The sequence below is a fragment of the Halobacterium sp. KA-6 genome, assembly GCF_021029015.1.
In the GTDB taxonomy this organism is placed as follows: Archaea; Halobacteriota; Halobacteria; order Halobacteriales; family Halobacteriaceae; genus Halobacterium.
The window spans coordinates 209,966-223,015 of the sequence record NZ_JAJJZH010000003.1; the positions used below are offsets into that span (position 1 = coordinate 209,966).

Here is a 13,050-nt window from a genome sequence, read left to right on the forward strand (position 1 = left end):
GGCTTTTGCGGCCTCCCGTCGAATCCCCAGTGATGCCTGTCCGCGAGACGGAACTCCCCAACGTCGGCCGAAAGTTCGAACTCGACCTCGCCTCCGGCGGCCGACTGTCGGTCGTCATCGGGCACGACGGCACGCGGACGCTGTACCGTCAGCCCGACGGAGACGGCGACGCCGAGCGCGTCGCCGAACTCACCGGCGAGGAAGCCCGACAGTTCGGAGCTATCCTCGGCGGCGCGTACTTCCAGCCGGCCGAGTCCGAAACCGCAAACGTCCCCGTCGGTGACGCCCGCATCGAGTGGTACGACGTCCACGAGGACTCACCGCTGGCAGGGAGCTCGGTTGGCGACTCGGAGATTCGGACGGAGACGGGTGCAACCCTCTTGGCCATCCAGCGTGGCAGCGATACTATTGCGAACCCCGGCCCAGAGGAAGTCATCGAACCCGGCGACGTGCTCGTGACGCTCGGGACCCAGGAGGAACAGCGAAACCTTCAGGCCCGCGTCAACAAGGACAGCGACGCCTGAACTACTCGGTTTCGACGACGAGACCGTCCCGCGCGAACGCGACGTGTCCGTCGAAGTGCTGCTCTATCGACGCCTGCATCTCACGGTGGTTGCCCTCCGTGTGGGGGTAGAGATGAGTGAGGTACAGTTCGTCGACATCCACGCCCGCGAGGGACTCGCCGAGTTGCGTCGGCGTCGGGTGGTTCGAGACGTCTACATCGTCGGGGAACGAGCAGTCGTGGACGAGCACGTCGCAGCCGTCCGCGAACTCGCCCATCCCCGCGAACGCCTCGGTATCCGCGCTAAAGGCCAGGTCGTCGTCGAATTTGTACGCCAGCCCCGGCATCGAGTGACGCGTCTCGATGGCGTCCACGTCGAATCCCGCCACCTCGAAGCTCCCAACGTCGACCTCACGTAACGTGAGGTCCACGCGGTCCTGTAAGTACTCGTGGACGTCCAGCAGGTCCGTTACGAGTCCTTTCGTCCCGGTCGGTCCGACGACGGTGAGATGTTCTTCGCCTGCGAGCCAGCGCGCCTTCAACAACGGCAACAGGTCGTTGACGTGGTCGAGGTGGTGGTGCGTGAGCAACACCGTGTCTACGCCCTCATACCCCACGTCTGTCCGCGCGAGCGTGTGCAGCACGCCGCTCCCGCAGTCCACGAGCAGTCGGCTGTCGGGTTTTTCGAGGAGGAGCCCAGTCTGCATCCGGTCACCCGTCGGCATCGCGCTCCCCGTCCCGAGGAACGTCAGTTGCATACCGGGAGCCGCGGACGGAAGGCGGTTAACCGTTCGGGGTGCGTGTTCGTGGCTTCGGTAGGCAGTGCTCTCGAGAACGCCTCGAAAGTCCCACCCGTCGCCCGTTGGACAACCGGTAGCGGGGTGGATTGAAAGGGAGCGGCTGACTTCGCGAAGCACGACGACGTAAGCACTACAGCGAGCGAAGCGCGCAGCGAGCCGCTCGACCAAAGCCAGTCGGGGCTTTCGAGGTGTCGAAGACCATGGTCAGTCCAGAAACAGCGAGGCGGACCAGATACGAACAGCGCGATTTGCCTAGCGGCGTCAGACACTTGCCGTACGGGAGCCAAGCACACGCGAACGATGGGTCCCGAGTCGGAGGCGACGACGCGGTCGGCAGACGAGGACCACCAGTCCTCGGACCGCGAGATTCTGGACGCGCTCGACCCCGCTGTTAGCGAGTGGTGGGTCGACCGGTTCGGGAACCCCGAGCAGGACGGTGGCTGTTTGACGCCGCCGCAGCGCGAGGCGATTCCGCTGATACACGCGAGCGAGAATGCGCTTGTCGCGGCTCCGACGGGCTCCGGAAAGACACTCGCGTCGTTTACGGCCATCCTGAACGAACTATTCGAGCGCGAGCAGGCCGAGGGCCTGGACAACGCAGTCCACTGTCTGTACGTGTCGCCGCTGAAGTCGCTCGCAAACGACATCGAGCGCAACCTCGCGGAGCCGCTCGACGGTATCAGTGAGCGGCTCGCGGAGCGGGGCGTCGAGACGGACGTCCGGCAGGCGATTCGGCACGGCGACACGTCCGACTACGAGCGCCAGCAGATGCTCGAAGAGACGCCACACATCCTCAACACGACGCCGGAGACGCTCGCGATTCTGTTGAACTCACCGAAGTTTCGGGAGAAACTCCGGAGCGTCGAGTACGTCGTCGTCGACGAGATTCACAGCCTCGCGGACTCCAAGCGTGGCACCCACCTCTCGGTGAGCCTCGAACGGCTCCAACGGCTGGCTGGCGACTTCACGCGCATCGGCTGCTCGGCGACCGTCGAGCCGCTGGCGGACATCGCGCGCTACCTCGTCGGATTTGAACGCGAGGAACCACGCCTCGCTGACGAGCCGAGCGGGCACCGCCCGCGAGGCAACGGCGGCGAAGCCAGAGACTGCGAAATCGTGGACGCGCGGTTCGCCCGCGACTACGACCTCCAGTTGTCGTGCCCGACGCCTGACCTGGTGAACGCCTCGAAGGGCGCCATCAACGATGCGTTCTACGCGGAACTCGGCGACCTCATCGAAGCCAACGACAGCACGCTCGTATTCACGAACACGCGGTCTGGCGCCGAGCGCGTCCTCGAGAACCTCCGCGAGCGCGGCGTCGTGAGCGAGGACGAGTCCGCGTGTCACCACGGCAGCCTCTCGAAGGACCGACGCACCGAGGTCGAACAGCAGTTGAAGGAGGGGTCGCTGTCGGTGACGACAACCTCGACGAGCCTCGAACTCGGCATCGACATGCCCCACATCGACCTTGTGGTGCAAGTCGGGTCGCCGAAGTCTGTCGCCAGCCTGCTCCAGCGCGTCGGGCGCGCCGGCCACCGACCCGGGAGGACGGTCACGGGCCGCGTCATCGCGCTGGACCGGGACGAACTCGTAGAGTGCGCAGTGATGCTGCGGCAAGCCGAACGCGGGTTCGTCGACCGTGTGCACATCCCCGAGCGCGCCCACGATGTCGCCGCCCAGCACGTCTACGGGATGGCCATCGAGGGCCCGCTCCCGGAGGCCGAAGTGCGCGCGACGTTGCGGTCGGCGTATCCCTACCGCGAGTACAGCGACGACGACTTCGAGCACCTGTTCAGGTATCTCACGGCAGACTACGACGGCCTCGAAGACCGGAACGTCTACGCGAAAATCTGGCGCGACGAGAACGACCCGCCAGGCGGCGACGACGGCGACCCCGACGACCCCACGTCGGGCACGCACCACTACCCCGACTTCGACATTGGCGAGCGTCTCATCGGGAAGCGAGGCCGGCTTGCGCGCCCGATTCTCCTCCAGAACCTCGGGACGATTCCGGACTCGTTCACGGTGAACGTCTACGTGCGCGGCGACGACGAGTGGGTCGGCCAACTCGACGAGAGCTACCTCGACACGCTCGAAGCCGGCGACGTGTTCGTGCTCGGCGGCGACCGGTTCGCGCACCGATACCGCCGGGGGTCGAAGGTGTACGTCGACCGCACGAGCGAGCGCGCGACCGTGCCGTCGTGGTTCTCCGAGCGCCTCCCGCTCTCGTACGACCTCGGCCGGGAAATCGCGCGCTTCCAAGCCGACCTCCTCGACGAGTACGAGGACGGTGGTGCAGCGGCAGTCCGGCGCTGGCTCCGGGAGTTCCCCGTGGACGCGAACGCAGTCAGGGCGCTCGCCCGAATGTACGACGACCAGATTCAGTACGCGGGCACAGAGAGCGTCAGTACGACCGAGCGCATCGCCATAGAGGAGGTGAAAGACCGCGACGAGTACCGGCGGCGCTACCACGTCCGGACGCCGTACGGCCGCCGGTTCAACGACGGGCTCTCTCGGCTGCTCGCCTATCGCTGTGCAAACGAAGCGAACGCGAACGTCGCCGTCTCCGTGGCGGACAACGGCTTCACGCTCGCGATGCCGCTGAACCGGAAGGTCGACGTCGCCGAGTTGCTCCGCCAGACGGACCCCGACGAGGCGCGCGAGACGCTCCGGGCGGCGTTGGACGGCACCGACCTCCTGCAGCGGTACTTCCGCATCGACGCGACCCGGGCGCTGCTCGTGCTGAAGCGCTACAAGGGGCGCGAGAAGTCCGCGAGCAAACAACAGGTTGCCAGCGAGATGCTGCTCGGGTTCGCTGAAGACCTCGAGAACTTCGCGGTGCTGGACGAGACGTACCGCGAACTCATCGAGGACAAACTCGACCTCGCGGGCGTCCGCGAAGTGCTCTCGGCGCTGCAGTCGGGCGACGTCGAAGTCACCGAGACGACCCTGAAGTCACCGTCGCCGCTGTCGTTCGGGCTGGCGACGCTCTCGGCCAGCGACGTCGTGCTCGCCGACGACGAGGACGCGGTGCTCCGGGCGTTCCACGAACGCGTCCGCGAGCAGGTCGACGACTGACTGGCGAAGCGTTCATCCGGAAGTGCGATGTATTTGGGGTATGCCAGTCGTTTTCACGCCGTACCTGAAGCGCGTCGCCGGACGCGACACGGACGACGAGGAGCAACGCGAAGACGAAGAGGCAAGCGGCGGCCTATCGAAGCGACGGCTCGCTGTCGGCGCAGCCGTCGCAGCGGTCGGCGCGGCGTACGCCGCGTGGCGGTTACAGCGCACCCAGCAGTTCGAGGAGCGCCGCCAGCAGGCCCAGCAGGCCGAGGCCGACGAGAACGCCGGGCGACTCCGGCGGGTCGGCAAAGGCTGGATTCGGCGCTGACGGCAGCGGTGTAGAGCGCCGACGCATTAACGGACCGTGCCCCGATAGGTGGGCTATGGTGGGACTGGCTCACGAGCGGCTGACGGACGCAGCTGCGCACTGGTGGTTCTACGTGTACGCTGTCGTCGGATTCGTCGCCGCCGTGGGCTACGGCTACTACGTCGGGTGGAGTGTCGCTGTCGGACTCGAAGTCCTCATTCTCCTCTCGCTCGCAGCCACGCTCGTGCACTCCGGCATCGACGCACGTGGCCGGGAGATTAGCCAGGCGGGACTCGTGCGAGCGACCGGACTGACCGCGCTCACGGGTGTGAGTTTCGCGTTGCTGGCGGTCGCTATCTCGCTCATCTGGCAACTGGAGGGCCACCCGGTCGTCGACACCGAGTTCATGGTGGTGTTCGCGATGTGGCTCGGGCTCGCGGTCGGCGCGCAGGCGAGCCTCTACGCGGTCGGGTCCGAGGAGAAGCGCACGCGGCTGGCGGACCTCGTGAAGCTACTCACGATGAACCAGCGCGTCCTCCGGCACAACCTCCGTAACGAACTGTCGGTCGTAGACGGCCACCTCCAAAACCTCGAAGAGAAGGTCGGCAGCGACGACGAGGACGTCACAATCGCGCGACACCACGTCGACGAGCTGCTGGAGACCAGCGAGCGCACACGCCGGATTCTGGGCATTTGGGGGAGCGACGAATGCCGCGAACAGGACGCCGGCGCAGTCCTCGCAGACGCCGTCGAACGACTCCGAGAACGCTACCCGGATGTCGACGTCGAAATTGCGGCCAGTGAGGATGCGGTGGTGTCGGCTCACTCCGCGCTCGGCGACGCGGTTTACGAGGTACTCGCGAACGCCGTCGAGCACAACGACGAAGATGTACGCATCTTGGCGTCCGTGACGAACCCGCCGGACGACGACGTCGTCTTCGAGGTCGCGGACACGGGGTCGGGGATTCCTGACCACGAGCGGTACATCCTCGACCAACCTGAGGAGACGACGCTCTCGCACGCGAGCGGGCTCGGCCTCTGGCTGGTCTACTGGACGGTTCGTGAGTCGGGCGGCACCGTCGACTTCGCCGACGACGCGGACGGGTCGACGGTCCGGCTCACACTGCCCGACGCGACAGTACGGCCCGGGCTTTGGGGACGGCTCGTGGGCCGTTCTCGGTGATTGCGTCAGTCGAGGTACGGCTGTAGCACGGCTCCGAAGCCCGTAATGCCGATGGCGACCGCGAGGATGCTGCCGACGCCGGTCGCCGCGAGCGCGCCGTTGATTGTCGCAGCGACGAGCAGCGTTTTGAGCCAGCCGTCTTCGTGGCCGACTAGCCGGTCGGCGATGGCGAGGTAGGCGACGGCTGCTCCGACCGCCCAGACGACGTACGCGACGAGCAACAGCGGGAACGCGACGACGATGCCGATGATGGTGAACACGAGCACCAGCGCCGCCACGAACAGCCCGACGACGCAGAGGAGACCGTACGCGAACGAACCGACTGGGTCGTCGAGGACGCGCGCCATCAGGCGCTCGGTGCGTTCGGGAAACATCGCGACCGCGATAGCGCCGACCACCAGCGTCGTCAGGAACGCGCCGACCGCACCGCCAACGAGCCCCTGCCCGAGGGTGACGTCGACGTCGAATCCGGAGCCCGCCTGCGCTACCAACTTCGTTGCCGCGACTGCGAGGACCTGCATCGTATGACAGGTTCGTCACACACCGAGATAAAGGCAGAGGCGACGGCCACCCGTATTCATATCCGAGCGTCGGCCGAACGTCGACGCGATGCGTGCCGCAGCATTCACGGAGTTGACCGGACCGGACGGCGTCGGCGTCATCGACCAGCCGGACCCCGAACCAGGGGCCGGCGACGCCGTCGTCGACGTGGAAGCGTGCGCCATCAACCGCCACGACCTCTGGATTCTGGAGGGCGACTCTGCGATGGTCGACGCGGACGACCTCCCGTTCGTCAGCGGGCTCGACGTCGCCGGTACCGTCACGGACGTCGGGGACGGTGTGACGGCTGTCGAACCCGGTGACCGCGTCGTGCTCTGCCCGAACGAGACGTGTGGGACCTGTCGGTTCTGCCGTGAGGGCCCGGAGAACCTCTGTGAGGAGTTTTCGCTGTTCCACGGCGGCCTCGCAGAGCAGGCGCGCGTGGACGCCGGCCGACTCGTCGCACTCCCGGACGACGTCGACACGACCACCGCGGCAGCCTTGCCGACGGCGTACATGACCGCCTACCACATGCTCCGCCGTGCCGAGGTCGGGCCGAACGACCTCGTGTTCGTGCCCGGCGTCACGGGCGGTGTCGGCGTCGCTGCCGTCCAACTCGCGGACGTTCTCGGCGCGCAGACGGTTGGCACGTCGTCTTCGCGAGCGAAGCTCGACCGCGTGACCGAGTTGGGGCTGGACCACGCGATTCGGTCGACAGACGTCGACGATATTCGAGAGAAGGTGGAGGCCATTGGCGCGCCGGACGCGGTGCTCAACCACCTCGGCGGCGAGTACACGGAACTCGGACAGACCGTGCTCCGGCGCGGCGGCCGCATGGTCGTCTGTGGCCGGACCGCGGGCGGGCGCTCGGAAATCGACGTTCCGGACCTCTTCCTCGGGCACAAGCGAATCATCGGCTCCACGATGGGGACACAGCCCGACCTACAGCGGCTCGTCGACCTCGTCGCAGCCGGTGACCTCGCGCCGGAAGTCGCCGACACCTATCCGCTCGCCGAAACCGGCGACGCGTTTGCCGCGATGCAGGACCGCGACACCGTCGGCAAGCTCGTCGTCACGCCCTAAGAGAAGCGAACTGCGCCATCAATCGAGGCTAATTCGGTCGCAACGTGTAACGGAACGGCCATCGTCGTTTTCCGCGGGCAGCCAGTTTCTTCGGTGATGCGCGCTGGACGGGCAGTCAGTCCCGTCGTCGGAGTCGCACTCATGGTGGCCATCACCGTCGTGCTGGCGGCGACGGTGCTGGTGGCCGTACCGGCCATCGGAGACATCGAGATGCCATCGTTCGCGGATGGCAACTCCGACGACGAATCGAACGAGGTACAGACCGAACTCATTCGCGCAGCCGACGGTGAATCGGGTGAACTCGACGACCACTACATTCGCGTCCACATCGAGGAGGGCTCGAACGCCGTCGGGAACTCCCTGAACCAGCTACACGTCGCGTACCCGAGTTCGGCCGACGCGAGCAACGTCACGGGTTCAGACGTCGAGCGCGTCGGCATCGACAAAGACGGCGATGGCGTCCTCGAAGCCGACGCCATGGTCGACCTGAGCGGGCTCTCGACCAGTAACGATGGTAGCACGCTCGACGTCACCTTCAACGGGAACCACAACATCGAAGCTGGCGACTGGATCGTCTTGGACGTCTCAGACGTGCAGAATCCAGCGCCCGCCGGCGAGTACAACGTCTCCGTGGACGTCAACGGCGACATGACCAAGGACGGCGTACTGACTATTGAATAGTCAGGAAAGCGACGCCCACTCGGCCATGCGGTCGTACAGCGGCTCCGAGCGAAGTGCCGTCTCGTCGCCGACGAGAACGAGGCTCTTCTTCGCGCGAGTGAGCGCGACGTTCACGCGACGGTGGTCTTCGAAGATTGGGCCGTCGAGGCTCCCGGTCGCGACGAACGACACGACGATGACTTCCTTCGAGGAGCCCTGGAAGCGATCGACCGTGTCCACGGCGACACCGTCGGAGACATGCCGCCCGATTTCCGCGACCTGCGCGCGGAACGGCGCGATGACGCCGATATCCTCGGGGTCGACGCCAGCGGCGACGTACTCGCGGGTGATGTCGCCGACGCGTTCTGCCTCTCTGGGGTCGACGTGTGCGTCGCTCGTCCCGGGCACGTCGTGGAAGGTGACACCATTCTGGACCGCGTCGCCAGTCTCCACGCCGAGGTCCGCGAGCGTCTGCGCGGCCACTTCGGCCGTCGCGGGGCGGAGTTGGCCGTCGTAGAACTCCTCCGAGGAGAACGCCTGGATGCGCTGGCTCATCCGGTACTGCTGGTCGAGCATCACGGACGCCTCCGGGTGGGTGTCCTGGAGGCGCTCGAACAGCGACGTCGACAGCCGGCCGCCGGAGCGCACGACGGGCGGAAGCTGTTCGTGGTCACCGACGAGCACGAAACGCTCGCCGCGGTTGATGGCTGCGAGCGTGTCCGGCTCGGTGAGCTGGCTCGCCTCGTCGACGAGCACTACGTCGAACTCCTGCTCGCGCATCACCCGGGAACCACACGTCGCGGTCGTCGCGGCGACGACGTCGGCGGTCTGGAGCGCTCGCGCACACTCCGCGGGGTCGCCGGACTGGTTCAGCCGGAGGTCCCGCATGTCTTCGCGGACGCCCGTCGACGTCCCGACGCGGACGATGTCCTCGTGCCCTTGCTCCCGCAGGGCTTCGAGGGCGTTGTCGACGGCGCGGTTCGTGAACGCCGACAGCAGTACGCGGTCACCGCGGTCGACGAATTCCCGAATCAGCGTCGCGATGGTGTACGTCTTCCCGGTGCCGGGCGGACCGTGGACGAGCGCGAAGTCCTCGGCGTTCAACGCCTTGCTGACGGCTTCGTTCTGCGCGTCGTTGTTGTCGACGACGCTGTACTCCTCGTCCGCGAAGTCCGGGCTCTCGCGGTCGAACAGCACATCTTTGCGGCGCTGGTCGCCCTTCAGGAGTCCATCGTGGAGTGCGGTGAGCATCCGGTCGACGCTCAACTCGGAGGGGTAGACGTCGAGCCGACGGAGGTCGACGGGCTCGTCGGCGGTGACGACGACGCGATCGGGCGCGAGCGTCTCCACGCGCGCCATCTCCGCGGTCCCCCGCACGGGGTCGCCGTCGGAGGCGAGCACGCGGTCGCCCTGCCGAATCTTGGAGGCCGCGGCGGTCGGTCGCTTCGCGGTCAGCCGCCAGCGGCCGTCCGGCAGCTCCTCGTTGCCCGCAGGTTCGAGGTCCACGACTGCGCGGTCGTCGGCCGCGCGCTCTTCGGCCGTCTGCTCCCAGAGCTTGCGGTACTCGTCGTGGACGGAGTCGCGCTCGCGCTCGATTGCGGCGTAGATGTCGTCGAAGTACGCGCGTTCGTCCTCGGGGAGCGGCTCGCCGAGTTGGCCGGCCTTCGACTCTTGGTCGAGGCGACCCGACACCACCATGCAGGTGTCCTGCTCGAAGCAGTACTCGCACTTCGCGTCCGCCTCGAACCCCGTCGGCGGACTGCCCTCGTACTCGATAGCGGCGAGGTGGTTGCGCTGGCGGACGACGAAGTCGAGGAAGCCCTTCCCGATGGAGAACTCCTTGGCGGGCGAGAGGTCGCCGGATTCCTCGCTGCGGTCGACGGCCGCGTTCTTCGTGTACAGGAGGGTTCCGGTGTCGGCGTTCACGCCGCGGTCGTCCAACATCAGCGCGTAACACGCCGCCTGCACCTTGTCGTGGAAGCGCGGGTCGCGGTTCGTGTTCTTCCCCGTCTTCAGTTCGACGGGCATCCCGCGACGGATGGCGTCACAGCGGCCCTTGATGCCGAACGTCTCCGAAATTAGGGTGTACTCCGAGCGCCAGTCGTCGCCTGCGCGCCAGCCCTCTGCGGTCTCTTCGGTGGTGCCGCCGTCCCCGGAGAGGTGGCCCTGTTGGAGCCAGCCCTCGATGGCGGCGGCGTTCGCGCGCACGTCGGCTTCGACTTCTTCGCGGTCACGACCCAGCAGGCCGAGTTCAAGGCCGGCGTCGTCCACGCGCTCCGCGACGGACTCGTCGAGGTCGCGACCGCGGAGCAGGTCGCCGAACACCTCGTGGACGATGGTCCCCTTCGTCACCGGGTACTTCAGCGGGAGTCCAGAGAGCTTGTTCAGGTAGTAGAGGCGCGGACACTGCACGAACGACCGGATGTTCGTCACGTCCACGAGGAAGTCCGGCTCGACGACGACGTACGACTCCTTGCTCGTCGAGTACTGGACGTCGCCGTTCCACTCGTCTTCCTCGGCTTCGGTCACCAGCAGGTCCATCCCGGGTTCGAGGTACTGGACGGCCTCCGTCCACTTCCCCCACAGCGTCACGCGCACGGACGCCCCAGGGTCGTCGGCGGCCGCGTCGCTGTCCGCGTCCGGCCGGACGTGGACGTCAAGCACGTCCCGGTCGCCGTACTGCGTGTTCACGGACCGCACCTCGTCGACGTCGGTCACCTCGCCCCGTACGTTCACGGGAGAGGTGTGGGGAGCACCGCGAAAAACCCTGTCGCTCGCGGGAGTACGGTGACGGAACGACGACCCCGAGGCTCATACATCCCGTTCACGACGGTCCATCAGCCACGACGCGACGGTCGCGATCACGCCAGCGAAGGCGGCGACGGCGACCGTGACGTCGACGGAGAGCGCCGACCGGAGGCCGGCGAGATTCACGTAGCTCACTGCTTGCAGCACGACGACGGCGAGCCCGAATCCCGCGGCAGCGTCCACGGCGTACCGCAGGACTGGCGCGGCCTCGTCGTATCGGGCTGCGACGGCGGCGAAGACGGCCCCACCCACCAGCAGGCCGACGGGAAGACCGACGAGCGCGGAGAACTCGAAGGGCAACAGCTCAATGACGGCGACAGCGACGACCAGAAAGGTCGTTATCCCGGCTCCGAGCGCCGACAGGACAGTTCTGGAATGCATGCAGTTCGGTGCGCTCGCTGATACGATAAATACTGGTGGTCGCCAGGGTGGGTTACCGGGCGAACAGACCTAACTCACTCGCACTCCCTTCTATAGGTATGAGCGACGACGACCGCGACGAGACCGTACAGGTGTGGCTCGTCGAGCGAACGTACTCCGACGACGAACAGAACATCATCATCCTCACGTACGCGACGCCGGACGGTGAGCAGTACTTTCGCAAGGAGCGCGCGCTCACCAGTTTCTCGGACGTCCGAGACACGACCGCAGCGGTCGAAGCCGAACCCGGCAATCTCGGTGACGTCTCCGACTCCGACCTGAAAGAGCAGTACGCCGCCGAAGCCCAGCGGATGCAGGAAGTCCACGACCCCGACGACGTCATCTGATTTCTGCGACGAACTTGCGGGCGGCCGATGTGCCTACTTAGTCGTCGGCTGACGCGGCTTGCTCGTCGACCACGCTGGCCCAGACGCCGTCGTCGAGGTCGAGCGCGTCGTTCCACTTCCCGACGACGGTCGAAACCGCGAGGTCGCCGGTGACGTTGTTCATCGTGGCGATGCGGCCGAGAATCGGGTCGACGCCGGCGACGAACCCGACGACCTCCAGCGGGAGACCGACCTGATTCAGGACGACGGTCAACATCACGAGCCCGGCGCCCGGTACGCCCGCCGTGCCGATGCTGATGAGGACGGCGACCACTAGCACGAGCACCTGCTCGGTCGGCGCGAGCGGCTGTCCGACGACGTTCGCCGCGAAAACGACGGTGATGGCTTGTCGGATTGCCGCGCCGTCCATGTTCGCTGTAGCGCCGACGGGAAGCGCGAAGGAGTACACGCGCTCGGAGATGCGGAGGTCCTCCTCGGCGTTGCGCATCGTCACCGGGAGTGTGCCACTCGACGACCGGGTGGCGAACGCGGTGACCATCGCGTCCTTCGCACCCGCGAGGAACGAGAGCGGGGAGACGCCGACGACCAGCTGCATCAGCACGAACAGGTACGTGAACGCGATGTGGACGACCACCGCAATCGCCACCGCGAGCACGAGTTCGCCCAGCGAAGAGAACACGCCGACACCTTCCGTTCCGATGCCTGCGGCCATCAGCGCGAACACGCCGACGACGCCGAATTCGAGGACGCCACGGACGACGACGAACATCGCCTCCGCCCCGACCTCGAACGCCTCGAAGACGGAGTCGACGCTGTCCGCGAGGTCGTCGTGTTGCGCGCGGACGTAGGTCAGTGCGATGCCGAAGACGATGACGAAGAAGACAGTCGCGAGGAGGTTCCCCTCGGCCATCGCCGCGACCGGGTTGTTCGGGACGATGCCGAGAACCACTTCGGTCAGCGACGGCGGTGCCTGCGATTGGGCTTCCCCGCCCGTGAACTCGACGCCGCGGCCCGGCTGGAGGATGTTCGCGACGGCCAGCCCGATGAGCCCCGCGATAGTCGTGGTGACGGCGTACAGTCCGACGGTCACGCCGCCGATTCGCCCGAGGCGAGCGGGCGAGAGTTGGCGAATCCCCGTCAGGAGCGTGAACACGATAATGGGGATGACGAGCATGTTCAGCAACCGCAGGAAGAGGTCGCCCAGCGGCTGTACGACGGTCATCCGTTCGCCGAATGCGATGCCCGCGGCCGACCCGAGGACGAACGCGACGAAAATGCGCGCGATGAGCGGCACCGAGCGGTACCGGTGCCACACGGTGCTAACTGGTCCAGACATA

The 13,050-nt window shown here is 66.7% G+C and carries 12 protein-coding genes; 7 read left to right on the plus strand and 5 right to left on the minus strand.

Annotated elements, in window-relative coordinates; all coding sequences use genetic code 11:
• Positions 1-32: 32 nt before the first annotated feature.
• The gene (locus LPA46_RS08950; RefSeq protein WP_230892228.1) at positions 33-524 is read left to right on the plus strand and encodes a cation:proton antiporter regulatory subunit; all 492 of its coding nucleotides are present in this window, start codon (positions 33-35) and stop codon (positions 522-524) included.
• Position 525: 1 nt separating this feature from the next.
• Here the strand turns inward: LPA46_RS08950 and LPA46_RS08955 are convergent, their stop codons facing one another.
• Complete coding sequence (locus LPA46_RS08955) at positions 526-1,260, minus strand: MBL fold metallo-hydrolase (protein WP_230892229.1); 735 nt, start codon at positions 1,258-1,260, stop codon at positions 526-528.
• 342 nt (positions 1,261-1,602) lie between these two features.
• On the opposite strand from LPA46_RS08955, the gene LPA46_RS08960 reads away from it, so the two are divergent.
• The 3 genes from LPA46_RS08960 to LPA46_RS08970 are packed head-to-tail and all read left to right on the plus strand — an operon-like array spanning position 1,603 to position 5,855.
• Entirely contained in the window at positions 1,603-4,380 is a 2,778-nt protein-coding gene (locus tag LPA46_RS08960) for an ATP-dependent helicase (RefSeq protein ID WP_230892230.1), read from the plus strand.
• A gap of 40 nt (positions 4,381-4,420) precedes the next feature.
• Positions 4,421-4,693, plus strand: coding sequence for a hypothetical protein (locus LPA46_RS08965; protein WP_230892231.1), 273 nt, complete (start codon positions 4,421-4,423; stop codon positions 4,691-4,693).
• A gap of 55 nt (positions 4,694-4,748) precedes the next feature.
• Positions 4,749-5,855: a sensor histidine kinase gene (locus tag LPA46_RS08970; protein ID WP_230892232.1), complete on the plus strand. Its 1,107-nt coding sequence runs from the start codon at positions 4,749-4,751 to the stop codon at positions 5,853-5,855.
• Positions 5,856-5,860: 5 nt separating this feature from the next.
• On the opposite strand, the gene LPA46_RS08975 is transcribed toward LPA46_RS08970, so the two are convergent.
• The gene (locus LPA46_RS08975; protein ID WP_230892233.1) at positions 5,861-6,376 is read right to left on the minus strand and encodes a hypothetical protein; all 516 of its coding nucleotides are present in this window, start codon (positions 6,374-6,376) and stop codon (positions 5,861-5,863) included.
• Positions 6,377-6,464: 88 nt separating this feature from the next.
• Here LPA46_RS08975 and LPA46_RS08980 point away from each other — a divergent pair, with 88 nt between their 5' ends.
• Both LPA46_RS08980 and LPA46_RS08985 read left to right on the plus strand, forming a co-directional pair.
• Positions 6,465-7,478, plus strand: a complete 1,014-nt coding sequence (locus LPA46_RS08980; protein WP_230892234.1) for an alcohol dehydrogenase catalytic domain-containing protein — start codon at positions 6,465-6,467, stop codon at positions 7,476-7,478.
• A gap of 96 nt (positions 7,479-7,574) precedes the next feature.
• A complete protein-coding gene (locus LPA46_RS08985) occupies positions 7,575-8,159 on the plus strand; it encodes a type IV pilin (protein ID WP_230892235.1) in 585 nt (194 codons plus the stop codon).
• Here the strand turns inward: LPA46_RS08985 and LPA46_RS08990 are convergent, their stop codons facing one another.
• On the minus strand, positions 8,160-10,874 hold the full coding sequence (locus tag LPA46_RS08990) for a DEAD/DEAH box helicase (protein WP_230892236.1): 2,715 nt from the start codon (positions 10,872-10,874) through the stop codon (positions 8,160-8,162).
• A gap of 75 nt (positions 10,875-10,949) precedes the next feature.
• Complete coding sequence (locus LPA46_RS08995; protein ID WP_230892237.1) at positions 10,950-11,327, minus strand: hypothetical protein; 378 nt, start codon at positions 11,325-11,327, stop codon at positions 10,950-10,952.
• A 98-nt stretch (positions 11,328-11,425) separates the two neighbouring features.
• Between LPA46_RS08995 and LPA46_RS09000 the strand changes: the two genes are divergently transcribed.
• Positions 11,426-11,713: a hypothetical protein gene (locus LPA46_RS09000; protein ID WP_230892238.1), complete on the plus strand. Its 288-nt coding sequence runs from the start codon at positions 11,426-11,428 to the stop codon at positions 11,711-11,713.
• Between the two features lie 37 nt (positions 11,714-11,750).
• On the opposite strand, the gene LPA46_RS09005 is transcribed toward LPA46_RS09000, so the two are convergent.
• The gene (locus LPA46_RS09005) at positions 11,751-13,049 is read right to left on the minus strand and encodes a dicarboxylate/amino acid:cation symporter (RefSeq protein WP_230892239.1); all 1,299 of its coding nucleotides are present in this window, start codon (positions 13,047-13,049) and stop codon (positions 11,751-11,753) included.
• Between the last annotated feature and the right edge of the window lies 1 nt (position 13,050).